This is a genomic window from Nostoc sp. TCL26-01, assembly GCF_013393945.1.
Classification (GTDB): Bacteria; Cyanobacteriota; Cyanobacteriia; order Cyanobacteriales; family Nostocaceae; genus Trichormus.
The window spans coordinates 5571056-5596377 of sequence record NZ_CP040297.1 but is presented as its reverse complement, the minus strand read 5'-3'; the positions used below and the strand labels follow the sequence as shown (position 1 = coordinate 5596377).

General features: G+C 40.1%; 20 protein-coding genes. 10 read left to right on the top strand and 10 right to left on the bottom strand.

Going from position 1 to position 25322, the window contains the following annotated elements; genetic code table 11:
• Positions 1–45 precede the first annotated feature (45 nt).
• The 4 genes from FD725_RS24160 (at position 46) to FD725_RS24145 (ending at position 4992) form a co-directional block, all read left to right on the top strand.
• Positions 46–2571 (top strand): sigma 54-interacting transcriptional regulator, encoded by a 2526-nt coding sequence (locus FD725_RS24160; RefSeq protein WP_179050498.1) that lies wholly within the window; start codon positions 46–48, stop codon positions 2569–2571.
• Positions 2572–2708: 137 nt separating this feature from the next.
• A complete protein-coding gene (locus tag FD725_RS24155) occupies positions 2709–3386 on the top strand; it encodes a Uma2 family endonuclease (protein WP_179050497.1) in 678 nt (225 codons plus the stop codon).
• Between the two features lie 287 nt (positions 3387–3673).
• Entirely contained in the window at positions 3674–4549 is an 876-nt protein-coding gene (locus tag FD725_RS24150) for an oxaloacetate decarboxylase (RefSeq protein ID WP_179050496.1), read from the top strand.
• A gap of 20 nt (positions 4550–4569) precedes the next feature.
• Positions 4570–4992, top strand: coding sequence for a GNAT family N-acetyltransferase (locus FD725_RS24145; protein ID WP_179050495.1), 423 nt, complete (start codon positions 4570–4572; stop codon positions 4990–4992).
• A 15-nt stretch (positions 4993–5007) separates the two neighbouring features.
• Here FD725_RS24145 and FD725_RS24140 read toward each other — a convergent pair whose 3' ends face one another.
• From FD725_RS24140 to FD725_RS24130, 3 genes are all read right to left on the bottom strand, one after another.
• Entirely contained in the window at positions 5008–5661 is a 654-nt protein-coding gene (locus FD725_RS24140) for a hypothetical protein (RefSeq protein WP_179050494.1), read from the bottom strand.
• Between the two features lie 140 nt (positions 5662–5801).
• Complete coding sequence (locus tag FD725_RS24135) at positions 5802–6251, bottom strand: hypothetical protein (protein ID WP_179050493.1); 450 nt, start codon at positions 6249–6251, stop codon at positions 5802–5804.
• A 161-nt stretch (positions 6252–6412) separates the two neighbouring features.
• The gene (locus FD725_RS24130) at positions 6413–6508 is read right to left on the bottom strand and encodes a transposase (RefSeq protein ID WP_218653134.1); all 96 of its coding nucleotides are present in this window, start codon (positions 6506–6508) and stop codon (positions 6413–6415) included.
• A 360-nt stretch (positions 6509–6868) separates the two neighbouring features.
• Here FD725_RS24130 and FD725_RS24125 point away from each other — a divergent pair, with 360 nt between their 5' ends.
• Positions 6869–8509 (top strand): serine/threonine-protein kinase, encoded by a 1641-nt coding sequence (locus FD725_RS24125; RefSeq protein ID WP_179050492.1) that lies wholly within the window; start codon positions 6869–6871, stop codon positions 8507–8509.
• 173 nt (positions 8510–8682) lie between these two features.
• On the opposite strand, the gene FD725_RS24120 is transcribed toward FD725_RS24125, so the two are convergent.
• Together FD725_RS24120 and tsaB are read right to left on the bottom strand one after the other, a co-directional pair.
• On the bottom strand, positions 8683–9366 hold the full coding sequence (locus FD725_RS24120) for a Uma2 family endonuclease (RefSeq protein WP_179050491.1): 684 nt from the start codon (positions 9364–9366) through the stop codon (positions 8683–8685).
• 41 nt (positions 9367–9407) lie between these two features.
• Complete coding sequence (gene tsaB / locus FD725_RS24115; protein WP_179050490.1) at positions 9408–10061, bottom strand: tRNA (adenosine(37)-N6)-threonylcarbamoyltransferase complex dimerization subunit type 1 TsaB; 654 nt, start codon at positions 10059–10061, stop codon at positions 9408–9410.
• A 492-nt stretch (positions 10062–10553) separates the two neighbouring features.
• Between tsaB and FD725_RS24110 the strand changes: the two genes are divergently transcribed.
• Positions 10554–16565, top strand: a complete 6012-nt coding sequence (locus tag FD725_RS24110; protein ID WP_179050489.1) for a hybrid sensor histidine kinase/response regulator — start codon at positions 10554–10556, stop codon at positions 16563–16565.
• A gap of 18 nt (positions 16566–16583) precedes the next feature.
• Positions 16584–18581 carry a response regulator gene (locus FD725_RS24105; protein ID WP_179050488.1) on the top strand — a complete coding sequence of 666 codons (1998 nt, stop codon included), beginning with the start codon at positions 16584–16586 and terminating at the stop codon, positions 18579–18581.
• A 47-nt stretch (positions 18582–18628) separates the two neighbouring features.
• On the opposite strand, the gene FD725_RS24100 is transcribed toward FD725_RS24105, so the two are convergent.
• From FD725_RS24100 to FD725_RS24090, 3 genes are all read right to left on the bottom strand, one after another.
• Positions 18629–18964, bottom strand: a complete 336-nt coding sequence (locus tag FD725_RS24100; protein WP_179050487.1) for a XisI protein — start codon at positions 18962–18964, stop codon at positions 18629–18631.
• Positions 18952–19368 carry a XisH family protein gene (locus FD725_RS24095; protein ID WP_179050486.1) on the bottom strand — a complete coding sequence of 139 codons (417 nt, stop codon included), beginning with the start codon at positions 19366–19368 and terminating at the stop codon, positions 18952–18954. The genes FD725_RS24100 and FD725_RS24095 overlap by 13 nt, the downstream gene beginning before the upstream one ends.
• Positions 19369–19602: 234 nt before the next feature.
• Positions 19603–19851 carry a Ycf34 family protein gene (locus FD725_RS24090; protein ID WP_179050485.1) on the bottom strand — a complete coding sequence of 83 codons (249 nt, stop codon included), beginning with the start codon at positions 19849–19851 and terminating at the stop codon, positions 19603–19605.
• An 85-nt stretch (positions 19852–19936) separates the two neighbouring features.
• Between FD725_RS24090 and FD725_RS24085 the strand changes: the two genes are divergently transcribed.
• A complete protein-coding gene (locus FD725_RS24085; RefSeq protein WP_179050484.1) occupies positions 19937–21205 on the top strand; it encodes a CCA tRNA nucleotidyltransferase in 1269 nt (422 codons plus the stop codon).
• Between the two features lie 18 nt (positions 21206–21223).
• Here the strand turns inward: FD725_RS24085 and FD725_RS24080 are convergent, their stop codons facing one another.
• The gene (locus tag FD725_RS24080) at positions 21224–21817 is read right to left on the bottom strand and encodes an L-threonylcarbamoyladenylate synthase (RefSeq protein WP_179050483.1); all 594 of its coding nucleotides are present in this window, start codon (positions 21815–21817) and stop codon (positions 21224–21226) included.
• 254 nt (positions 21818–22071) lie between these two features.
• Here FD725_RS24080 and menB point away from each other — a divergent pair, with 254 nt between their 5' ends.
• Positions 22072–22905 carry a 1,4-dihydroxy-2-naphthoyl-CoA synthase gene (gene menB, locus FD725_RS24075; protein ID WP_179050482.1) on the top strand — a complete coding sequence of 278 codons (834 nt, stop codon included), beginning with the start codon at positions 22072–22074 and terminating at the stop codon, positions 22903–22905.
• Positions 22906–23196: 291 nt separating this feature from the next.
• Here menB and FD725_RS24070 read toward each other — a convergent pair whose 3' ends face one another.
• On the bottom strand, positions 23197–23529 hold the full coding sequence (locus FD725_RS24070; protein WP_179050481.1) for a hypothetical protein: 333 nt from the start codon (positions 23527–23529) through the stop codon (positions 23197–23199).
• A gap of 630 nt (positions 23530–24159) precedes the next feature.
• On the opposite strand from FD725_RS24070, the gene FD725_RS24065 reads away from it, so the two are divergent.
• Positions 24160–25305: a VWA domain-containing protein gene (locus tag FD725_RS24065; protein ID WP_179050480.1), complete on the top strand. Its 1146-nt coding sequence runs from the start codon at positions 24160–24162 to the stop codon at positions 25303–25305.
• Positions 25306–25322 lie beyond the last annotated feature (17 nt).

Sequence of the window (25322 nt, the reverse complement as noted above, 5' to 3'; positions counted from 1 at the left end):
GATAATTCCTTTTATACAGCAAACAGCCTAGCCGGAGAAACTAAAATGACATCTCCAGAGATAAATACATGGCTAAAAGAGCGCTCAACTTTAGGTATTCTCTCACCTGAGGTATTAGATGCGATCGCTCAACTCATCGAAATCCAAGTCATCCCCAAAGCCACCACTCTTGTACAACAAAACACACACCCAGCCGCACTTTACATTCTCCAAGATGGTCAGCTAGAAAGCGATACAAATCATCATCATGGTTCAGCTTTAGCTCAGGGATTTTTGCCAGGAGCCGTGATTAACCTGCAAGAATTAGTTTTAGATGAGGTTGCACCTCTGACAATTAATACCTTGACAGAATGTCATGTTTGGACTGTGAGTGCAGATAAATTTCGCACCTTAATTAGCCAATATCCCGAAATTACTCAAGCTTTTTCTCGTCAGTTGGTTCAAGAACTAGCACAAGCCACATCTGCGTTAACCTATGAACAAGAGCGTTCTGTGGCATTACGACCATATTTAGTCACCAAAGCGCAACGGGGTATCGTTGGTACAAGTCGCTACGCGGTGCGACTGCGGGAGCAAATACGAGAAGCAGCTACTGACCACAAATCTGTAGAAATTTTTGGAGAACCAGGTTTAGAAAAGGATAATATCGCCGCCTTAATTCACTTTGGTTCCGCCAAACGACGGGAGCCAATTATTAAAATCAATTGTGGCATCCTGCAAACCAGTGGTGCAGACATATTTGGTCGGGCTGGCGGTAAACCAGGGCTGTTAGAATGGCTGGGGGAAGGGAGTTTAGTTTTAAACAACCTCCAAGAATTACCCCCAGAGTTATTAGCACCTGTCGCCCAGTTACTGCAAACAAATACCTACACCCCCGTGACTCGTCCAGGAGATGCTGCGGCTGAACCCCGCACCAGCAAAGCACGGATTTTAATTGTTTCGGAAAAAACCCAATCCCAAATCGAACGCTGTATTGGTCATCTGATTAAAGTCCCACCCTTACGAGTCCGGAAAGCAGATATTACATCACAGGTGGAATATTACACCAGTCTCTACGTCCGGGCGCGGGGCGTAGCTAAACCCCACATCACCCCAGAAGCCTTACGCCGCTTACAATCTTATGATTTTCCCGGCAATCTCAAAGAATTAAAAAACCTGGTCGAACGGGCAATAGTTCAAGTCGGGGAAGGAAGTGAGTTAACAGAAGAAATTTTCTGGGCGGCGGAACCGAAGAAAAAGCAATATCGGGTGAATTTGTTAAATATCTATCCTGGCTTGCGGCAATTTTTACGCAGTTCCTGGTGGCCGGATAAAATTAACTACGGCTTGACTGTAGCAGCTTTTGCATTCATCGTCGCTGTATTATTTATCGGGCCACAAACACGCGATCGCAATTTTGGCTTAAATTTATTTTGGGCTTGGTGGTGGCCTATCGTCTTATTCATTTTTCCCTTTTTCGGGCGGGTGTGGTGTGCTGTCTGTCCCTTCATGATTTACGGCGAAATCACCCAAAAATTATCCCTGTGGCTATTTCCGCGACAACTCAAACGCTGGCCGAGAGAACAAGCCGAAAAATGGGGCGGTTGGTTTCTCTTTGGACTATTTACCCTGATTTTCCTCTGGGAAGAACTGTGGGATTTAGAAAATACTGCTTACCTTTCTGCCTGTTTGCTATTACTCATCACCGCCGGGGCGATGATTTTTTCCGCACTATTTGAGCGCAGGTTTTGGTGTCGCTATCTTTGCCCCATCGGTGGGATGAATGGTTTATTTGCTAAACTCTCGATGACAGAACTACGGGCGCAACAAGGAATCTGTTCAGCAACTTGTACCACCTATCAATGTTACAAAGGCGGCCCCGAAAAAGGTGAAGGCATGGAAACCGATGGCTGTCCTTTATATTCTCACCCAGCCCAGCTAGAAGATAACCGAGATTGTGTCTTGTGCATGACTTGTCTCAAAGCCTGTCCCCATCGTTCCGTTGAGTTTAACTTACGTCCCCCAGGAATCGAACTGTGGACAACTCATGTACCCCATAACTACGAAGTAGCATTACTGTTATTGTTATTGGGAGGAATATATCTGCATCGTTTACCAGAATTGCAAGCTTGGCTGGGTTGGCAACTTGATTTAACTCAGTTTTGGCTACATTTAGCCATCTCAATTTTAGCTTTGATCATTCCGGCTGGAGTGATTTTTCTCGCCTACGCTTTGATTAAAATATTGAATATTCGCCGCAAACCCCGACGCTTCATAGAACTAGCCTATGGTTATCTACCATTGATCTTAGGAGGTAACTTAGCTCATTACCTACGTTTGGGTTTGGGTGAAGGCGGCAGAATTTTACCTGTGACGTTAGCCACCTTTGGTTTTAATGGTGAGCAATTACCAGTTTTAGTCGCTCACCCGGCAGTAATTGCCTTTTTACAAGGTGGAACGCTGATTTTCTCAGTCTTGCTAACCATACTTTTGACACAAAAAATTGCCCGTCAACCATTCAGAACTATGTTCTGGCAACACCTAGCCGCTATTGTTCTAGGAATAAGTATGTGGGGGCTAATTGTGGGTTAATCTCCCAGCAAAACTCCAGGCCACTTGCAGGATGGAGTTTTGTCATTACATCGCTGACAATTGATATATGACACTCATTTGCGTAGCCTCATGTCGAGAAGCGTCATCAAAACAGAAACATTCATCAACATGACTATATGAGTCAAGCCTTACCAAAAACCAAGCTAGTAACCTTTGCAGAATTTGTGGAGTGGAAACCTGACGGAGGACGCTATGAACTGCATGATGGAGTAATTGTCGAGATGACACAACCAACAGGCGACCATGAAGATATTATCGGTTTTTTAGCGTTAGAAATATCTGTCGAGATCAAACGACGAAATCTTCCCTACTTCATCCCAAAAACGGCACTAGTCAAACCACCTGAAAATGAATCCGGTTACTCACCAGACATATTAATAGTTAATCGCTCTAATCTGGTAAATGAACCTCTGTGGAAAAAACAATCTACAGTCACTCAGGGCGCTTCAATTCCACTAGTGATTGAGGTAGTTAGCAGCAACTGGAGAGACAATTATTTTACAAAGCTAGGACAATACGAAGCCGTAGGCATTGCAGAATACTGGGTTGTTGAGAACACTGCGTTGGACGGGTTTCCCGGCTTGAAGCAAGTGTCCGTTGATTATGCCGCTTTAGGAGGTAGGCGGTTTATTGGTAATCCCAAACAGCCCACAATATCAATTTATTCATTGGTAGAAAGTGAGTACCACCAAGTCAGTCAATTTCGTGGTAGCGATCGCATTATCTCACACACTTTCCCAGAATTAAATTTGACCGCAGAGCAAATTTTTCAAGCTGGAAATACAACAATATGAATCAATTCAAAATTCAAAATAAAGTTAATTATGAATTGGTATATAGCGTTTCTAAGTCAAATGAGGTACAGACTACTCTCTAATTTCTAGCTTCTAGCCTCTAGCCTCTAGCCTCTAGCCTCAACGAAATGTACTTCACTAAAGCGAGAAACGCTATATAGCGTTTCCTAATCTGCTGAGATACTAAGTACAAATCTTCCTCTCTCCTCCCTCCTCTGCGTTTTCCTCCGCGCCCCTCTGCGTTTAAAATTATTAACTCTGTACCTCACTGACAAACTTGTATACCTATGCTTTCTAGCCAAAAACTGCGAGAATTACTCACCAATCCCGAAATTATTGTGATTCCTGGTGTTTATGACTGTTTAAGTGCCAAACTGGCAGAAAAAATCGGTTTTGATGTGGTGGCTACCAGTGGCTTTGGCATTGCTGCTTCTACTTTAGGGTTGCCCGATTACGGTTTGCTCACAGCCACAGAAATGCTTTACAGTATCGGCAGAATTGCTCAGTCAATCAGTGTGCCGTTGATTGCTGACTTAGATACTGGTTATGGCAATGCTTTAAATGTCATGCGAACCATCAAAGATGCCATCCAATTGGGTGTAGCGGGTGTGTTACTAGAAGATCAAGAATGGCCAAAAAAATGTGGTCATTTTGAAGGCAAGCGAGTCATTCCCACAGCCGAACACGCCGGCAAAATTCGCGCAGCCGTAGAGGCGCGTGGCGATAGTGGTTTGGTGATTATCGCCCGTACCGATGCCCGTGGGCCACTGGGTTTAGAAGCTGCGATCGCCCGTGGTCATGCTTACATTCAAGCCGGAGCCGATATACTGTTCGTGGAAGCACCCCAATCTGTGACAGAATTAAAAGCGATCGCTGCTGCTTTCCCTCATACCCCACTAGTGGCTAACATCGTCGAAGGTGGGAAAACTCCCTCACTTTCTGCTTGGGAGTTACAAGATTTAGGCTTTAAAATTGTCTTCTTCCCCCTCACAGGCTTGTTAGCAGTTACCCAAACTCTCACAACTTGTTTGAGTCACATCAAACAACAAGGAACTACAGCTAATTTAACTGAGTTAGTTAACTTCCAAGATTTTCAAGCCCTCGTCGGCGTTCCGCAATTTCTGCAAACAGAAAAGCAGTTCGCACAAGGGAAAGATACATAAATATCTGATCACATCCAGCAATGACAACCAATCAACCAGAAATCCACTTTCAAGATACACGCGAGATTGAACAAGATAGCATTATTAATTTGTATAAGGCTAATCAATGGTCATCGTCAGAAAAACCAGATTTACTCTACCAAGCTTTAATGAATTCGCACTCGCTGATTTCTGCATGGCATGAAGATAAACTGGTGGGTTTGGGTAATGCCATCTCTGATGGATTTCTGGTTGTTTATTATCCTCATTTGTTAGTTTTACCAAATTATCAGCGCCAAGGTATTGGTAGTGGGATTATTCAGCGTTTAATCTCTCGTTATCAAGGATTTCATCAACACATATTGATTGCTGATAGTGATGCCATTTATTTCTATAAACGATGTGGGTTTCAACGTGCTGGTAAAACTGAACCGATGTGGATTTATGCAGCCAATGATCATTGATGCTCAATTTAGTCTTTATTTTCTCAGAGAAAACTGCTGAGTGAATAACAAACTGATAGCCAGCAAAAATTCAGATGTGCTACCGACAATTGTCCCGACTAGAGCAGAAGGTATGGCATTACCAACCAGAGAAGCTAACGTCCCGACAAATAACCACGACCATTTCAATCTAATCCAAATACCAATACCAATGAGTAGCATAAACACATTAACAATAATTGTAATCATTGGTAGACGACTCAAATTAGCAACACGATAGCGGAGAATGCCTGCAAACTGGAATGGAACTAATTCAATGCCTACATAGTTGATAGCAATATCTGTCGTCGCCAGTCCCAAGGCAATTACCCAAGATAAAACCCGCACCATATTATTAGCCCAACCAGCTCCAGCACGGTGAGCAAGTTCAACACCAATGACAATGAACAATGGGACGACTAAGTAATGTAAGATAAAACGTATCAGACTGAGAGTTTTTAAAAGTTCTCCTTGACCAATTAGGCTACCTGTAGAAAGCAGGAGATTGTCATAGCTAATGCAACCTAAAACTATAGGTAAGACAATCATGGCTAGGCTAGTTGATAGCTGCCATAGGCGAATTGACCACCCTATTAATAACCATTCAATTAAGCCAAGACTGAGATGAGCTAGAGGATAAATGATTGACATGGGTAATAGATAAAAAGGAGTCAGAATACAGAATACTCATAGCAAAATGTATTCCATGCACAAATATGACAGGCTGAAACTAGTTCAGAGAATTTGTGCATGGAATCAAAATTAGTACGACTTATTAACCAACTTGGTGGTTAAAAATCATCCGACAAAACAACTTTTATTCTGGTGTTGAGCTTAGGAGCAAAATTACTACCTTCAGCTACATAAGTAAGTGGGCCTCCTGCTTCTAAAACAGCAGGGCCGCCACAAGCCTTAATTAAATCAATTCCGTTCTGCACTTTAATATCTTGACAACCGAATGCTAGTCCATTACCATCAGTGATTTTAATCTTATTGATTGTTCCAGTTTCGCCTTTAGACAAGAAAAGTTTAGCAGAGCGAATAACTGTTGTAACTGGTAAAGGAGTAGTGGTTGTGTCGATACTGAACTTACCGCCACTGATTTGCGCTTGTTCAGTGATAATTACAGTAGCTAAGGTATTAGGAAGTGCGATCGCTGCTGTATTAAAACAGAATATCAGCAATGATAGAGCAAGTGCCACAATCTTTGCTGGAACTATCAGTCTCTTCAATGAAGTCATGGGTATTCTCTTGGTTTAAGTTTGACAAAATATCTGAGATGTACACTCAATAGTTTTATCTGTTTGTTTTTTGCTATTTATGCAGGTTTTAGCAGAATAATCTGCTGATCTTATTTAAGACTTACGCAGTGTCCCTAATTCTCCGGCTTTTTTGTCAATAGTTAACCTAAATCTTCTACTAGGCGTACCAAGCGCTTGTTTCGTCTTGTATCTCCCAAGTCTGCTTGTTTCAATTCTCCGGCAGCCAATTTTTTCATTATCTATCACCTGTGATTACTATCGCACTCCAAAACTATACCTCTCAATGCTTTTAGCTATTTTTAAGTAGCTTGTAGTTTTCTGAAGAAAGATGTGACTAATGGATAGCCTGCCAGGAGGGGAGTTGGCGGAGAGATCACAAAAGATTTGTCGAACTCACTTATTTTTAGCAGAATGTCAGGAAAATAAGTTTCATGATTGATAGATAGGAACAGAAGGACTCAATGTGGGAGATGTGTAAACAGTAAACAGTGAACGTTTATTAACTGGTAACTGATAACTGATAACTGTTCACTGGTAACTGATTTGGTCAATACCCCATTTTTTCTTTTGTTTGTTGATTTTTGACTTATTTAATCATGAGCCTTTGTATCAATCCAGTTTGCCCCAAGCCTAACCATCCCCACAACCACAAAAACCGTTTCTGTCAAAGTTGTGGTTCACAGTTGGAATTACTAGGGCGCTATCGAGTGATGCACTTGCTAAGTAATGCCAACGACTTGAGTATCTATGAAGTCTACGAACAAGACACAGCCAAAATCCTCAAAGTACTGAAAGCTAATTTTTCCGCCGATACGAAAGCAGTAGAATTTTTTCGCCAAGAAGCAGTAGTTTTAGGACAACTAAATCACCCAGGAATTACTAAGGTTGATAGCTACTTCCAACACCAAACCAGAGATGGTTTAACTCTGCACTGCATTGTCATGGAGAAAATTGACGGTATTAACTTAGAAGAATGGTTAGAACAACGACAAAATCAACCAATTTCCCAAGCACAAGCAATAACTTGGTTACAACAGTTGGCAGAGATTTTGAATTTAGTACATAGCAAACTTTACTTACATTTAGATATTAAACCAGCAAATATTATTTTGCGATCGCATGGGCAAATAGTATTAACTAATTTTGGTACAGCCAGGAATTATCACAGTAGCACTACACCAACTTTATTATCGGGTTACAGCGCTCCCGAACAAATGAACGGACAAGCTGCACCACAATCGGATTTTTTTGCTTTGGGACGCACCTTTGTTTTTTTGCTGACAGGACGACATCCTTTAGATATGTACGATGTTAGTAATCATTTATTACATTGGCATAGTTACACTCAGCAAATTTCACCTGCACTTTTAAACTTTCTAGATTGGTTGATAGCACCAGAGTTAAGAAATCGCCCCACTAATGCTCAGTCTATTTTGCAGCGTCTAGGCGATATTGAGATGCAACAGAATGCTCATCTAATGAACACTGAGCTAAAACCGAATCTACCTTTATCTTCACCAACAAAGTCTCTCAACAAAGTTCCACTCATTGCTTTATTTGCAGCAATCTTAGTTTCATTAGGATTAGTTATTTTAGTGGCTTTCATCATAAATTATCCAAAATTTACTTTGTTACCAATACCAACCCAATCTCCTGAGAGAAAAGGAAAGATAGATTATTTTTCTTATCAAGAAGGCAAGGATAATCAAGGCAGAATTGCTAAATTTAATATCGCTGTTTTATCAACAGAGTACAAATGGTTATCTGAGAGTAACTTTCAAATTAAAAATAATGAGCAAATTATCAGTCTGGATGTTTTAAAATTAAATCTAGAACAAGAAAATATCCAGGAAATAATGGAAAATCCTCAAGAAATTATTTCTGTAGGTATAGCTGCTTGTGAAGGTGGCGTTACAGTTGAACAACGTCTGGCTGGGGAACGTTCCCAACAAATACACATTTTAGTCAAAAAATTATTTAAAAATACATTCAGTGTTAAAGGTTATCGCTTATTAAATTTAGGTAAATTTCAAGGAAGTGATTGTCGAAACAACCAAAATTCCACTGCATATCAAAGAAGTATTATTATTGTTGGCTTAAAAAGACAGTCAAAAGGGGTGATTATAGATGAAGCTCTGAGAAATAGGTTGGAAACTAAACCATTTGCTGATTTTAAGTTAGAGAATTATTCTTTAGGTTCTATAGATAAGTTTAAAACAATATTTAAGAGAAATTAGCTGCTAGAAGCGTAACTTAACACTAAGATATACATACCCGAATTTATCACGAAATTTATAAAAACAAAGTCCAGAGGCTATAGGGGCGGGTTAACGAGATATTCGTGAATGATTGAAGCTTCCTTTGTGAACCCGCCCCTACCGTTTTGTGTTCCTCAGATCATGTTGGGTGACTACTGAGAAATCTTTTCTACAAAACTCTGATGTTCTGCACTTGTCAAGCCTTGCTGCAATACTTCTAAAACTTTCCCTAAATTTCCGGCTAACAATGCCGATTTTTCTAACCATAAACCAGGAAATACCTGTGAGCAAATCACGCCATCAGCATTTGGCTCAAGTTGAACATATTCTCCTTCACGTAACCTAAACCAATCAAATTCACCCTCATAAACTCGCCAAACTAAATACTCTTGCACCTGATTGCGGCGGTAGACTTTTAACTTTTCGTGCAAATCAATTGATACACTACTAGCGGCAACTTCCACAATCAATTCTGGCGCACCTTCGATATAATCATCATTGCTAACATGGGTTTGTCCTCCAGTAATAATTCTTAAACAAGCATCTGGCTGAGGTTCATTATCTGCATCTAGGCGTACAGTAGCATTGTCAGCCAGCTTTACTCCTGGTGTAACAGCTTTGTAGACACCTAACCAAGTGATGATGTCAACATGGGGTTCACCGTGACCAGTGACTCTCAATGGAGATGCCATATACACAATTCCTTCAATTAAATCAGCTTTTTTCAGGTTGGGCATAGCATCATAACGACGTTCAAATTCAGCACGGGTGAGTTTGTCGCCGTTTTCCAAAGGTGGCAAGGTGGAGATGAGAGAAATAGGGGAACTCAGTGTCATGATTTTTTCTACAGCAATTCGACCGTTAATTTTATTTTTAATCAAATATCTACAGGATGCTGGCCATAATAAGGCAAAGCCTCTGACCAATGAGGATGTTTACCTTGTTGCCATTGGAGATGCGCCAGTTCTAAGATACTTGTGACTGTTGCCGCTAGCTGAGATTTGGCTGCAATTAGTTGACAACTATCTTCCCAATTAGCTAAAGTTTCCTGCCATGCTTCTGGTGTAAATACAGCATCGGCTAATAAAGTTGTTAAGCCAGTATGGGATGCAGGTTGATAAATCGCGCCAAAAACCTGTCCTCTTTGTGCTGGCATTTCTATAGCGATCGCTTTACTAATGTTATTGTCCCTTATATGTGACCAAGCTACTGCCGCCAAGGTAGAAACTCCGAATACAGGAATATCTAACTGTTGTCCCAAGGTACGGGCAATAACCACACCAATCCGAGTACCAGTATAACCGCCAGGCCCTTTAGCAACAGCAATAAAAGCTAAGTCTGCCCAAGTTTGGGGTGCGATAAAATCAACTAAATATTGATGTACATAAGTAGATAAATCTCGCCCTAAATCCCAAACCTGAGTGCGAGTTTCGCCAGCAAAATTACTAATTGCTAAACCCAGTTCTGGAGTGGTTGTGTGTAGGGATAAGCTGTATTTTTTGAGTTTGGGTTTTTCTAGTTGCGTAGTCAAAGCGAACTTTAGTGTAGATTTTTCTCAAGATTACACTATTGTCAAAAATATTGACACAAAATTCTTCACATTAATTTATTTTTAGTTACGTAATTTTATTAAATTAGAGAATCAACTTAACATTTCCTATATATAGGAATCCGATTTGATTACTGAAATAGTTTGCGTAGGTAGGCAATAGGGAATAGGCAATAGGTAACCCGGATTTCTCACGAAATTTATCAAACTGAAGTCCAGAGGCTGTAGGGGCGGGTTCACAAATATGCTTCAATCATTCACGAATATCTCGTTAACCCGCCCCTACCGTTTTGTGAGAAATGCAGGGTAAGAAGTTCCTCCACTGGTACTGATTCTTTTCAATAATCAAATACTAGTCCTATAAACAGTTGACTGTACTCCTAAAGTCAAATGAGAGTGAAATTATTAATATGGATAAGGAGACGATCAACTGATGCTCAGTCTGCCTCAAACTATACCAGTGAGCGACCTAAAATGGGTATTACCATTGCCGATTACAAACTTACGCAAATTTTGTCTGACAGTACAAATACTTGTATTTATCGCGCCGTTAATGAGCGACAACAAACATCAGTAATTATTAAAACCCTCAAAGCTGAATATCCCACGATAGAAGAACTTGCCCAATTAGGTCATGAATATAAAATCCTCCAGACTTTAAATATAGCAGGTGTGATTAAACCACTCGCTTTGGAGAGCTATCAAAACGGTCTAGCATTAATTTTTGCAGACTTTGAGGGAGCAGCTTTAACAGATTTTATTAATACGAAATATCTTGATCAGCATCACTTTTTAGTAATTGCTATTCAATTAACTAATATTCTTAGTCAAATACATCAACATAAGATTATTCATAAAAATATTAAGCCTGATAATATTTTTATTGACCCCAAAAACAATCAAGTTACAATTATCGATTTCAGTATCTCATCTTGTCTATCAAAAGAAAATTTAACTATCAGTCATCCCCATTTAATTGAAGGCACTCTTGCTTATATGTCCCCAGAACAAACTGGGAGAATGAATCGCTCCATTGACTATCGAACTGACTTTTATTCTTTGGGTGTGACATTCTATCAAATGCTTACCGGACAATTACCATTTACAGCTACTGACCCATTAGAACTAGTTCATTGCCATATAGCGAAAATCCCAGTATCACCTCAAGAAATCAATGCTGATATTCCCCCAGTAGTTGCAGATATAGTTATGAAACTATTGGCTAAAACGGCAGAGGCAAGATATCAAAATGCTTTAGGTATCAAAGCAGATTTAGAAAAATGCCTCAGACAAATTCAAGCTACTAACAAAATTGCTAACTTTACTATTGGGCAGTTAGATTTAAATAGTCAACTGCTGATTCCCCAGAAACTTTACGGACGAGAAACAGAAGTCATAAGTCTGATGAATGCCTTTGAGCGAGTTGGCTTAGGGGCAGTAGAAATGATTTTAGTCAGTGGTTATTCAGGTATTGGTAAATCTTCTTTAGTCAATGAAGTTCATAAACCCATAGTTGCTCGACATGGTTATTTTATTTCTGGTAAATTTGACCAATTCAAGCGAAATATTCCTTATGCGTTTTTAATTTCAGCTTTTCAAGAGTTAATTCAACAATTACTCACAGAAAGTTCCGCAAAAATAGCGCTGTGGAAATTTAAAATTTTAGAATCTCTGGGTGTGAATGGTCAAGTAATTATTGATGTCATTCCCGCAATAGCACAAATCATTGGTTCTCAGCCGCCTGTGGTGCAATTAGGCATCAATGAATCTCAAAACAGATTTAAGCGAGTATTTCAGCAATTTATTCATATATTTTGTCAACCTGAGCATCCATTAGTACTATTTTTGGATGACTTACAATGGGCAGATTTAGATTCTCTCAAATTAATTCAACTACTGATTAGTAACCCCAATAGCCAATATTTACTTTTGATTGGTGCTTATCGCAATAACGAAGTTAATAGTACTCATCCATTAATGCTTGCTGTGGATGAAATGCACAACTCTGGTGCAGTGATCAATAATATTATTCTTCAGCCATTGCAAATTGATCATGTTAATCAGTTAGTTAGTGATACTCTCCATCATCAACAGATAAACTCCTATTCATTAGCTAATTTATTATTTACTAAAACTCAAGGTAATCCATTTTTCTTAACTCAATTACTCAAATCTCTAGAGCAAGAAAATTTATTATATTTTAATTTTAGTCGAGGTTGTTGGCAGTGGGATATCACCCGACTGCAAGATATTGAAATTAGTGATAATGTTGTGGAATTCATGGTGAACCAAATCCAAAAGTTATCACCAGTAACTCAAAATATCTTAAAATTGGCTGCTTGTATTGGCAGTAAATTCACTTTGGATGTTTTGAGTATTGTTAATCAAAAAACTTTATCTGTCACGGCTCAAGAACTTTGGGAATCTTTAGAAGCTGGTTTAGTTTTACCTTTGGATAGTGCTTATAAAATTCCCTTGGCTATTAGTGAGCAACCAGAACACCAAAGAATTACATATCAGTTTTTACATGACAGAGTCCAGCAAGCATCTTATTCGTTAATTCCTGATTCCGAAAGAAAAGCAACTCATTTTCATATCGGTCAATTGCTATTACAACACACTACATTAGAAGAACGCCAAGAAAATATTCTTACTTTAGTTAATCACCTCAATTATGGTGAAGATTTACTCACACTAGAGTCAGACAAGTATCAGCTAGCTGAACTCAATCTCTTAGCAGGGCAAAAAGCTAAGATAGCAACAGCTTATGAGTCGGCTATCCGCTATCTTCAGGTGGGTTTGAAATTATTAACAGCAAATAGTTGGCAGGCGCAGTATCAATTAACTTTAGCTCTTTATGAGTCGGCAATAGAAACAGCATACTTAAAAGGCGATTTTGCCGAGATGGATAAATGGGTGGCAATTGTTTTGCAACAAGCTGCCAATCCGATGGATAAAATGAAAGTCTATGAAGTGAAAATTCAAGCCTGTATGGCGCAAGTTAAACAACTGGAGGCGTTCAAAATTGGGTTAGAAGCTTTAGAATTGCTGGGAGTCAAGTTACCAGAGTCACCAAGTATTGCTGATATTGAACAGACTATTAGCCAAACAGCAACAAATTTGACTGGGAAAAATATTGCAGATTTGATTCATCTACCTTTAATGACAGAGGTGGATAAATTAGCAGCCATCCGAATGCTTACCAGTCTGGGTTCTCCAACTTATCAGTCTGCACCTGCGTTATTTCCCCTAGTTGTATGTGAACAGGTGAATTTATCGGTAAAATATGGCAATTCGCCCTTTTCGGCTTATGGTTATGTTTGTTATGGGGTGATTTTAAACGGGATAGTTCAGGATATTGATTCAGCTTATCAATTTGGCAAGTTAGCTATCAACTTAGTCGAGCAGTTCAACGCCTCAGAACTGAAGACGAGTATCTTCTATGTGGCAGGGGCGTGTACGATGTATGGGAAAGTTCATGCTCGTGAAACATTGCCCCTTTTGCAAGAAGCTTACCTGAGTGGCTTAGAGAATGGACAGTTTGAGTATGGGTGTTATGCGATCGCTCAAAAATGTCAACACTCCTATTTTATCGGACAAGAGCTACCAAAGCTAGAACCAGAAATGGCAATAATCAGCGATGCTTTGGCTCAACTCCACCAAGAAAATGCTCTGAGCTGGAATAAAATTTTTCACCAATCAATTCTCAATTTACTCAAACCTAGTCAAAATTCTTGTCTTTTATTGGGTGAGGTATACAACGAGGATGAATCTTTACCACTTTTACAAGCAGCTAATGCGAGAACTTTACTCCTCTACTTTTATCTGAACAAACTTATCCTCTGTTACTTGTTTGGTGAATACCCACAAGCTTTAACAAATGCGCTGCAAGGAGAACAATATTTAGATGGAGTCAAAGCGTTTTTAGTTGTCCCTGTGTTTCATTTTTATGATGCTTTAGTCCAACTAGCTATATATCCATCTGCATCATCTGCACAACAAGAACAAATCCTCGATAAAGTCAATTATAATCAACAGAAAATGCAACACTGGGCAGATCATGCCCCCATGAATTTTCAGCATAAATATGACCTTGTGGAAGCAGAAAAAGCCAGAGTATTAGGTCAACATTGGCTAGCAATGGCAAATTATGACAAAGCAATTGCTGGAGCTAAAGAACAAGGATATATCCAAGAAGAAGCACTCGCTAATGAATTGGCAGCAAAATTTTATTTTGAATTTGGTAGAGAAAAGGTAGGACAAACATATTTAACTGATGCCTATTATGGATATTTGCGCTGGGGGGCAACAGCTAAAGTCAGAGATTTAGCAGAAACATATCCGCAAATATTCTCACGGATATCAGAGCGCAAAATCACCAGTCTGGAGATGAATCAGACGATTAGCTCCATGACTAAAAATATGAGTGGCATTTTCGATATATCCGCAGTCATGAAAGCAGCACAAGCGCTTTCTGGTGAAATCGTTTTAGATAAATTGCTGGCTAAATTGATGCAGCTTGTTTTAGAAAATGCTGGCGCAGAGACAGGATTTTTAATTTTAGAAATAGCTGGAAATTTAGTGATTAAAGCCTCAAAAACTTTAGCAAATCATCAGATAAATGTACAACAATCAATACCTGTAGACTCTTGTCAAGAATTACCCATATCGGTAATTAATTATGTCCGGCGGACTCAGCAAAATATTGTCATCAATGATGCTAGCCATGAGGGGATGTTTACTACAGATAGTTATATTATCCAGCACCAACCAAAATCTCTGTTATGTATCCCCATTGTCAATCAAGGTAAACTAATTGGCATCCTGTATTTAGAAAATAATTTGACTACAGGAGTGTTTACATCTGAACGTGTAGAAGTATTGCAACTTTTATCTTCTCAAGCCGCAATTTCTATTGATAATGCCCGTCTTTACAATGATTTAGAAGAATATAATCGTACCCTAGAAATAAAAGTAGAAGAACGCACTCTCGAATTACAACAAGAAATTCAGGAACGCCAAAGAGCAGAATTAGCAGCCGAATCAGCTAACCGTGCCAAGAGTGAATTTTTAGCTAATATGAGCCATGAACTACGCACTCCACTCAACGGCATTTTAGGTTACACACAAATTTTTCAAAAGGATCGAAATTTAACTCCCCAACAAAAAAATGGTGTAGAGATTATTTATCAATGTGGTGAACACTTATTAACACTAATTAATGATATTTTAGATATTTCCAAAATAGAAGCGCGGAAAATGGAAATGTATCCCCAACAATTTCATTTTTCCCAGTTTCTCGAAGGCATAATTCATATGTGTCGCATCCGTGCTGAACAAAAAGGCATCTCCTTAGTATATAAAGCTGTTTCTCCTTTACCAAATATAGTTTTTGCTGATGAAAAGCGCTTACGCCAAGTTTTGATTAATTTACTCAGCAATGCAGTTAAATTTACAGAACAAGGTTGCATTACTTTTTATGTAGGTTATGTGAGCAATTATGGGCAAGAGGTACAAGAAAGCAATACTGTTCTCAACTCTCAATCCCCAATCCCCAAAATCAGATTTAGTATAGAAGATACAGGTATGGGGATCTCACCAGAGCAATTAGAAGAAATATTTTTGCCATTCAAGCAAGTAGGTGAAAATAGCCGGAAAACTGAAGGAACAGGTTTGGGATTAGCAATTAGTCGTCAATTAGTAGAAATGATGGGCGGTGAACTTCAGGTTAAGAGTACTCTAGGTCAAGGTAGTGTTTTTTGGCTAGACTTAGATTTACCAGAAGTGATGTCACAAGCTGATGTAACCAAGGTTGAACAAAGCCAAATCGTGGGTTTCGTTGGGACTCGGCGCAAAATATTAGTCGTAGATGATAAATGGGAAAATCGCTCTGTCTTAGTCAATTTACTACAACCTCTAGGTTTTGAAGTTGTAGAAGCAACCGATGGGTTAGATGGTGTTAACAAAGCCAGTGAATTTGCACCAGATGTGATTTTTATGGATTTAGTCATGAATGTGATGGATGGCTTTGAAGCTACCCGTCGCATCAGGATGTTACCAAACTTAAAAAAAACGGCGATAATTGCTATATCGGCCAGCGTTTTTGATTTTAATCAACAACGGAGCCAAGCAGTTGGTTGTGATGACTTTCTGCCTAAACCCATCCAAGTAAATAATCTTTTAGAAAAATTACAGTTTCATCTAGGATTGACATGGATTTATCAAGATGGAATAAATCAGTGGTTACAACCAAAGGATGTTAATCTCAAAGCTCCCATATCTCATCAAACATTGATTGCGCCATCAGCAGAAGAATTAGCTATTTTGCTTGACTTGGCAATGCGGGGAAACCTCAGAGGTCTTGCTGAAGTTATTACTAGGCTAGAGGAAGCTAATGAAAAATTAATACCGTTTGCGACTCATATCCGCCAACTAGTCAAAGGTTTTAAAGGCAAGCAAATTGTCGAGTTTTTGAAAAAATTTTAAAAAAAATTAAAAATTATTATGACTGTAAATTCTTGTGAAGAGGGGGTCATTTTAATCGTTGATGACAATCCCACAAATTTAGAAATGCTGTTTGATGTTTTGGCGAATGCTGGCTATACAGTATTAGTAGCAGAAGATGGTGAGAGTGCGATCGCCAGAGCTGAATACGCCCCACCAGACTTGATATTATTAGATATCCTCATGCCGGGGATGGATGGTTTTGCCACTTGTCGCCACCTCCAAGAGCATCAATCAACACAAGATATTCCCATCATCTTCATGACAGCCCTGTCTGACACAGTAGATAAAGTCAAAGGCTTGAATTTAGGTGCTGTAGATTACATCACTAAACCACTGCAACACGAAGAAGTTTTAGCCCGTGTCAAACTCCACCTCAGACTACGGTATTTAACAAAAACCCTTAAATCACAAAATCAGCGCCTAGAAACAGAAATAGTCGAACGCAAACGTATAGAGGAACAACTGCGTGAACAAGCAGCTTTGTTAGATATCACCACCGATGCCATTATTGTCCGCGACTTAAACAACTACATCCGTTTTTGGAACCAAGGCGCTGCACACTTGTATGGATGGGAAGCTAGAGAAGCAATTGGGGAAAATGCCAACAGCCTGCTATATCAGCCGCAAAATCTCTCACAACTTGAACCAGTCAAGCAAAATTTGGCTACATCTAGTGCTTGGCAAGGCGAATTAACACAAATCACCAAAGCTGGGCAAGTAATCACGGTTGCTAGTCGTTGGACTTTGATGTACAACCAAAATGGGCAACCCCAATCAATTTTGACTGTTAATACTGATATTACCGAGAAAAAACAACTCGAAAATCAATTCCTGCGCGCTCAAAGGCTAGAGAGCATCGGTACACTAGCTGGTGGTATTGCCCATGACTTGAATAATATCCTCACGCCAATTTTAACAGCAGCTCAACTACTGCAACTGAAGCTACCTCATGTGGATGAACGCACCCAGCAAATGTTTAAGACTATCGAATCGAATACTAAACGTGGAGCAGCTTTAGTCAAGCAAGTTTTACAATTTACCCGTGGCGTGGAAGGTAAACGCACAATTGTGCAAATTAGCTACTTATTTTCCGAAATTCAGCAGATTATCCGTGAGACATTTCCTAAATCGATTGAATTTTCTACCCATATTCAGCCAGACTTGTGGACAGTCATCGGTGATGCAACAAACTTGCATCAAGTACTGATGAATCTTGTCGTCAATGCCCGTGATGCCATGCCTAACGGTGGTAATCTCAGTATGTCTGCGGAGAATCTGTTCATTGATGAAGCGGCTGTACGGATGAACCTGGATGCTCATGTCGGCTCTTATCTAGTCATTTCTGTCACCGATGCGGGGATGGGTATGGAACCAGCAATACTTGATAGGATCTTCGAGCCATTTTTTACTACCAAAGAAGTTGGCAAAGGTACAGGCTTGGGTCTTTCAACTGTGCAAGGTATTATCAAAAGTCATGGTGGTTTTATCAATGTCTACAGTCAAGTAGGAAAAGGAACCGAGTTTAAAGTATTTTTACCCGCCGTTGCAGCTACAGCCGTTCCTGCGGTAGAAAATATGGAACTGCTCAAAGGTAATGGTGAATTGATTTTAGTTGTAGATGACGAAGCCAAAATTCTCCAAACCACCAAACTCTCCCTAGAAGCTTACAACTATAAAGTCCTCACCGCCTGCGATGGTATTGAGGCGATCGCTACCTATGCTCAAGATCAAGATAAAATTAGTCTGGTATTAATGGACATGATGATGCCATCGATGGATGGTACTAAAGCTATTCACGTCTTACAAAAAATTAATCCCTTAGTCAAAATTGTGGCTGTTAGTGGACTAGTCACTAGTCAAAAATTAGCGGGAAGTGCGGTAGTCAAGAAATTTCTCTCTAAACCCTACACAACCAAAGAACTTTTAGAAACACTACAAAGCGTACTTACCCAGGAGTCAGAGAGTAGCGGCTTGCGGAGTTTCCCCTCCTTGTAGGCACTGTTTCCTGCCTCAAATCCTCTTATTTTCAGAAATGACAGGATTTAAATAACTGCAAATTCAGTATACTGCCTGACATCAGCTGGTTGGAAGGCTAAGACAATTTGATTTTTAGGAATACCCGCATTGACAAGTTCGTTAGCTATACCGTATTCTGTACCGTCTCTTTGAATCCAGATTTTATCGTTGATAATATCAATATGGACTAAGCAACCATGCACCCGTTGATTATTTTCCCAGCCAAGTGTTATTAGTAGGTAATGGTTAGAGGTTTGGTCTACAATCAGTTGTCTTTCTAGTTCTCCATAAGCGTAGGGAAGTTGGGAATATTCTGTTAATATTTTTTGAATAATTTGACGATAATTATTTAAGGTATCCATTGCACTATCATCTCTAGTTTTGCATCGAAGACCAGTAAACAAAGCCTTTGATTTTCTAATAATATTTTACCAATTGGCTCTTGAAATATTTCTGAGTAAGTTTCTTGACGAATAGCCAAATACAAGCGGCGGTCAGATTCTAGGCGAGTGAGAATGTCGTAATATAAAATATATTGCCCTAAAGCGTTTTCTAGATCAGTGACTGGAGAAGAACCTATAAAACTTTTAATTTCAATTGCTATTTTATCTCCGCTTTTTTCGGCAGCTATGAGTTTTTCTGCACCTAAGTCTATATATAAATCTCTTGTACCCCATCTGAGAATAAATGGATCTTTAGTAATTTGCCAACCATCTTTTTCTAAGGCATTTCTAACAGCATTATGGGAAATGTCTCTAGCTGGCATAGTTAAATTTATACTAGATCAATCAGCTTAAACGAATTCATAATAAAGTTTTCTACATTCGCGTAGAGAACTCCATTACGAATTACGAATTACGCCTAATGTGTATTAGACGTTGAAACCACGCATTCTCGTGTAGAGACGTTGCATTGCAACGTCTCTACCAAGCGCGAAATCCTCGATATTGCGTTGATATTTATAATTCACATCAGACGTGAATTACGAATTACGAATTATTCAAGTCGGTACTAATTCCCCTGGACGTAACTTCGACCATTTGCCCATTTCCCGCTTGAAACTGAGACAACCAACAACATCCCATTCCATTTCTATGACATCTTCTTTGGTGCGAATGTTAACGTTGATGGAGGGTTCGTTTGGCTCAAAATCTGGGATTTCGGTCAAATGGGGTTGTTGGTGTTGTGTTTCTACGGCATTATAAGTTACACAACGGTCTACATAGTGGCAGTTTACGCAAATACACATAATAGAACCAACTCCACAGCCTTTATTGTTAATCTAGCTTAAGCCAAACCATTGATCAGCAGTTCCTGGGTTGATTTTTATTACAATGTTTAAATCAGTTCCTTCTACCTTAGCACCCGAAAATTGGCCGTTTAGCCTGGAATGGTTGCCACAACCAACTTACATGGTAGGTGGGGCGGTGCGGGATGCCATATTGGGTAGAAGTCGGGAATATTGGGATCTTGATTTTGTGATCTCATCAGATGCTGTTAAAGTGGCTAGAGCGATCGCTCGTCATTATCAAGCTGGTTTTGTCTTACTCGACCCAGTACGCAAAATTGCCCGTGTGGTGTTTCCTCAAGCTACAGCCGACTTTGCTCAACAAGAAGGCGACAGTGTAGAGACTGACCTGCATAGAAGAGATTTTACCATCAATGCGATCGCCTACAATCCCCATACCCAAGAAATCATCGACCCCCTCAACGGTTATGCGGATTTACAGGCGGGTTTGTTACGCATGGTGTCACCAGCCAACCTTGCAGATGACCCTTTACGTTTATTACGAGCTTATCGTCAAGCAGCCCAACTCGGCTTTACCATTGAACCCAAGACTCAAACCACAATCCGTTCTCTAGCATCACAGCTGTCTCAAGTCGCTGCTGAACGTGTGCGAACAGAAATTGGTTATTTGTTAGCCAGTCCTCAAGGTACACCCTGGATAGCTACAGCCTTAGCGGATGGTTTACTGACGCAGTTTTTCCCAAATACCAGAGATGAAAGTATTCATCAACTAGCAGCAGTTGACAAAATAGCCAACTTACTCACTCAACATTGGCCCCAGCTAGGTGTACAACTACAACAATCCGTCCGTGAGACTGTGAAAACCACTTGGTTGGGTATCGCTAAACTCGCCTGTCTTGTCCACCCAGAACCAACCGTGGCTGAGATTGAGCTACAGCAACTCACTTACAGCCGTGCGGAGATTCGCGCTGTCACCACTGCCCTCAAACTATGGTTACAGCTAAAAACAGCACATACCTTGAGGGAACAGTATTTCCTGTTCCAAGAAGCAGGTATGGCATTCGGAGCGATCGCTGTTTTAGCCTTAGTAAATGATATTTTGGTAGAGGCGATGTCTGGCGAAAATCCATTATTGGCCTACTCACCATTGATCACCCGCTACCTGAACCCCGATGATCTGGTCGCTCATCCCACTCAGCTAGTAAGTGGTAAAGAAATAATGATAGCACTGAATATTCCAGCCTCGCCACAAGTGGGTGAATTACTGACAGAAATTGCCCTAGCTAAAATTGAGGGTAAAATCTCCACACCAGAAGAAGCGATCGCTTTTGCCAAAAAGCTCCTGCCAAGCTAGTCTTTTATACAGCAATGATCACATCCTATTATCTTGTCTTATGATGTTGACTTTACCTTGTCGCAAGATTTGCCAATTGCCGTTTGTCCATTTGGCAACGGTGGAAGGTATACCAATACTTGCCGTTTCATCTGTCGCCAAGGTCAGGACTGTGGGAAACTGCTGGGTGATTTCTGCCATTGTTAGCAAAGCTGGCTGTCCCGAAAAATTAGCGCTAGTGGTGGCAAGAGGGCCAGTTTGCGTCAAAATAGTTTGAGCGATCGCACTATCAGGCACACGAATACCAATAGTGCTGGGATCTGTAGGATTCATCACTGCTGGTACGCGATCGCTTGCTGGTAAGACTAATGTCAGCGCTCCTGGCCAATGTTGACTGACTACTCCTTGCCAGATTTTATACTCTTGTTCGCTACCTGTGACATAAGGCCATAAATCTTCAGCGATCGCTCCCATCAAAATTAGCGGTTTGTCTTGAGTACGCTGTTTTGCAGCAAAGATTAACTCTGCCTTTTCTGGGAGAGTTGCCAACGCCGGCACAGTATCTGTCGGAAAGCTAGCTAGTAGTCCGGCTCGTATTCCTGCGATCAGAACTTCTAAAGAAACTTGGGTCATGTTGGTTATATTACATTCATATTGATCATAGGACTTACGCACCCAACCAATAAACCCTTCTCAGGGTAGTCAAAAGTCAACAGTTCAAAAAAACTTGATTTTAACTATTACGTGAGTCTCCAACAGAGGCGCAGCTGCACCTGCGTTGGAGACTCACGTTAAAAATGCTGCGAGTATGTTGTTAAACTATCAGTCCGTGCATATGGTGTACGTCCGCGATAAAATTCTCAAGCACCAGCAAGTACATCATTCCCATGCAAATCAACTGGCAACCTGTCAAAACCTACGAAGACATCCTGTATCACAAAGCTGATGGTATTGCGAAAATTACCATCAACCGTCCCCACAAACGCAATGCTTTTCGTCCCAAAACCGTTTTTGAGCTATATGAGGCTTTCTGGGATGCGCGTGAAGATACTAATATTGGCGTAGTTTTATTTACTGGCGCAGGGCCACATACTGATGGTAAATATGCTTTTTGTGCAGGTGGAGATCAAAGTGTACGGGGACAAGCTGGTTATGTCGATGAGGCTGGCATTCCCCGCTTGAATGTGCTGGATTTACAACGCTTGATTCGTTCCATGCCGAAAGTTGTGATTGCTCTTGTCGCTGGGTATGCGATCGGTGGTGGACACGTCTTACACTTAATTTGTGACCTGACGATCGCAGCTGATAATGCTATTTTCGGACAGACTGGCCCAAAAGTCGGCAGTTTTGACGGCGGTTTCGGCGCTAGCTATCTCGCGCGCATTGTCGGACAAAAAAAAGCTAGAGAAATTTGGTTTCTCTGTCGTCAATATGATGCTCAACAAGCTTTAGAAATGGGTTTGATAAATTGTGTGGTTCCAGTAACCCAATTAGAAACAGAAGGTATTAAATGGGCTGAAGAAATTTTAGAAAAAAGCCCAATTGCGATTCGTTGTCTCAAGGCAGCTTTTAATGCTGATTGTGATGGACAAGCTGGTTTACAAGAACTAGCTGGGAATGCCACCTTACTTTATTACATGACAGAAGAAGGTTCCGAAGGAAAACAAGCTTTCCTGGAAAAACGTCCACCAAATTTTCGTTCCTTCCCTTGGCTACCTTAAGTAGGGAATGGGGAGTTATTCACTAGTAACGCACGTAATTCGTAATTCGTAATTCGTAATTCGTAATACCTGTGGGAAGGCTTGCGCCTACGTAATTACGTTTTAGCTAGGGACTCCCTACTCCCTTGATTTAGATGTTGAATTTTGCAGCACCAGAAATTTTCAAAGGCAAATTTTAATTTTACGCAGACTGTCAGCTCAGTCAGGTAAGATGATGAATGGTTAGATATGAAAGTTTACAACTAATAGAAGTAGAGACCCTAAGATTTAAAACCAGCAAGAGGGCTTGTTTTATTTCCCACTTCTGACTTCTGCGATGAAGACGGCTTCAGCTTTCGTTGGTTCAGGAGTAAAAGTAGTTTTTTCCTCAACAAAAGCGAAAGTAGCATTTTCTAAATCAGACACAAGAGTTTCCGACTGTACTACTGGTGTAGCATCTGGCAAACCCCAAGCATCTTCTAAAGTTTCCCAAGAAGGCGCAAAAGGTGGTAACGCTAAAGAGCAAGCTTTCCAAGCGGCTTGCACAGGCGCTCCCAACTGTTGGCACATTCCACCACGACGACCCTCTGGCTTGTAATGGCGACAATATCGACAGGCAGATGTTAAAGAATTAATGGGTTTCATTTGGGTTCATCTTTAATGCCGTCTAGGGCTGAATTCTGTCTCTATATTTTCCTTCTAGATATAAATACGTAGTGAACCTAAAACCCGTGATTGTATCTAGCTTATAACCCTTTTTACCTCTAAATAATGTTTATTATGTTTTTATATTTGTGTTATAAATTTCAATGATATTGGTAGTGCTTACATATCAGGGATTGTCTATAACCAATTGGGGATCAACGGTAAAAGCAAAGATTTAAAGAGAGGGGAAGTTTTAAATTAAGCGGTAATAATCCTTGTTTAATCAGGGTAAGCCTATCTTACCAGCTACTTAACTTTGTGCCTCTGTACCTTTGTGGTTAAATAAATTACTTTTTTACTACAAAGGAATTTGTCACTAGAAGTGAAAGATGTTTTGATCTGTTTACATTTCTTTAAAAGTGGTTGCAGATTACCCGGTTATAATCAACACATGACTATTGCCCAGACTTTATGGTAAAATCACTATGTATCCGCCTTGGCTGACCTCAATAACCTGAAATTATTATTTTTAATCATAGTTAATGTTCAGTACATAGCCAAATTCATCAAAATGGCATTTTTCAGGTATCTATGCGGCGTTGATATGTGATCTGATAGGCTGCGCTGCTTGTGACAACTACACGAATTATTCCCGGACAATCGCCTAACCATATCCAAGCAATCGGTTTAAACATAGTTTCCGTTTTGGGAGGCGGAAGAGATGTTGTCTTGGCAATTGATTTGACGGAAAGTGTGGGATTAAATGATGAAGGTCGGATACGTTTACGGCAAATTGTCGAAGATAGTCTTAAAGCTGGTGATTATGTATACGTTGTACCTTTTGCCAGGGATGTAAATGTTGGTGAGTTGACAACAGCAGACAACCCCCTGGGAACACCGATATATTTTCAAAGTAAGAATAAAGAAAATCTTGACAAAATATTAGCGAAAATTCCCTTTGTTGCTGATCCTCTTCGTTATGGTACAGATATTCAAAGAGCTGAGTTAACTATTTATCAAGGGATTGCTCAAATTAATCAAAACCGTCTGCAAAAGCAGCAAGCAATCAAGCCACAATCAGTAGTTTGGATTACAGATGCACCTTTATTTACTCCCAAGGGAATTCCCTCATCAGTGTGGGTAGAAACTCCGGCTGATAGTCCTTTTCGTCTAGCTTCATCTCTAGAAAGTCAGCAGCGACAGGACTGGCTCAAAGCTTTACCTTTGCAAGAGCGATCGCAATCCATCACCACCAAAGATAATAAAGCATATAAACTGACTGTTGTCGATATCCAGCCTACTGTCCAAGAATTTTGTACCCCTGCACCGGGTAATCAAGAAACTTGTTTAGTTACGCCTTATTTAACTCACAAATTATGGCTACCTGGATTGATTTCCCTGGCGATTTTAACTATTATATCGGGACTGATATGGAAAATTTATCGGGTACAAAGAAAGTGGGAATTAATAGTAGACTTTGAAGCCACAGCCAAACCTGAAGACCAAAAATGTAGACTACCAAACCAGAAACGTATTGCCATTGGTGAATATGATCCTACTTGTGTAGATGCTATTGATTGTCCAGGTGCAGAAGTCAGAGGATATTTAGAACGTCAAGGTGAAAAACTTTATTTAATCCCTACAGAGTCAGCCCAAATTTATTATCAAGGACGAGAAATTACATCCCGGACTTTGATATCTAGTTCTCGGTTTCGCTTAAATTGTCCAGATGTTCGGCAGAGTGATTACGAGATCATTATTAAAGTGAAAAAATAGCGGCTAGAGGCGCATCT

Bases quoted from the DNA above. Each gene is read 5' to 3' on its own strand.
- FD725_RS24160 (WP_179050498.1), top strand. From the start codon at position 46: ATGACATCTCCAGAGATAAATACATGGCTAAAAGAGCGCTCAACTTTA.
- FD725_RS24155 (WP_179050497.1), top strand. From the start codon at position 2,709: ATGAGTCAAGCCTTACCAAAAACCAAGCTAGTAACCTTTGCAGAATTT.
- FD725_RS24150 (WP_179050496.1), top strand. From the start codon at position 3,674: ATGCTTTCTAGCCAAAAACTGCGAGAATTACTCACCAATCCCGAAATT.
- FD725_RS24145 (WP_179050495.1), top strand. From the start codon at position 4,570: ATGACAACCAATCAACCAGAAATCCACTTTCAAGATACACGCGAGATT.
- FD725_RS24140 (WP_179050494.1), bottom strand. From the start codon at position 5,661: ATGTCAATCATTTATCCTCTAGCTCATCTCAGTCTTGGCTTAATTGAA.
- FD725_RS24135 (WP_179050493.1), bottom strand. From the start codon at position 6,251: ATGACTTCATTGAAGAGACTGATAGTTCCAGCAAAGATTGTGGCACTT.
- FD725_RS24130 (WP_218653134.1), bottom strand. From the start codon at position 6,508: ATGAAAAAATTGGCTGCCGGAGAATTGAAACAAGCAGACTTGGGAGAT.
- FD725_RS24125 (WP_179050492.1), top strand. From the start codon at position 6,869: ATGAGCCTTTGTATCAATCCAGTTTGCCCCAAGCCTAACCATCCCCAC.
- FD725_RS24120 (WP_179050491.1), bottom strand. From the start codon at position 9,366: ATGACACTGAGTTCCCCTATTTCTCTCATCTCCACCTTGCCACCTTTG.
- FD725_RS24110 (WP_179050489.1), top strand. From the start codon at position 10,554: ATGGGTATTACCATTGCCGATTACAAACTTACGCAAATTTTGTCTGAC.
- FD725_RS24105 (WP_179050488.1), top strand. From the start codon at position 16,584: ATGACTGTAAATTCTTGTGAAGAGGGGGTCATTTTAATCGTTGATGAC.
- FD725_RS24100 (WP_179050487.1), bottom strand. From the start codon at position 18,964: ATGGATACCTTAAATAATTATCGTCAAATTATTCAAAAAATATTAACA.
- FD725_RS24095 (WP_179050486.1), bottom strand. From the start codon at position 19,368: ATGCCAGCTAGAGACATTTCCCATAATGCTGTTAGAAATGCCTTAGAA.
- FD725_RS24090 (WP_179050485.1), bottom strand. From the start codon at position 19,851: ATGTGTATTTGCGTAAACTGCCACTATGTAGACCGTTGTGTAACTTAT.
- FD725_RS24085 (WP_179050484.1), top strand. From the start codon at position 19,937: ATGTTTAAATCAGTTCCTTCTACCTTAGCACCCGAAAATTGGCCGTTT.
- FD725_RS24080 (WP_179050483.1), bottom strand. From the start codon at position 21,817: ATGACCCAAGTTTCTTTAGAAGTTCTGATCGCAGGAATACGAGCCGGA.
- menB (WP_179050482.1), top strand. From the start codon at position 22,072: ATGCAAATCAACTGGCAACCTGTCAAAACCTACGAAGACATCCTGTAT.
- FD725_RS24070 (WP_179050481.1), bottom strand. From the start codon at position 23,529: ATGAAACCCATTAATTCTTTAACATCTGCCTGTCGATATTGTCGCCAT.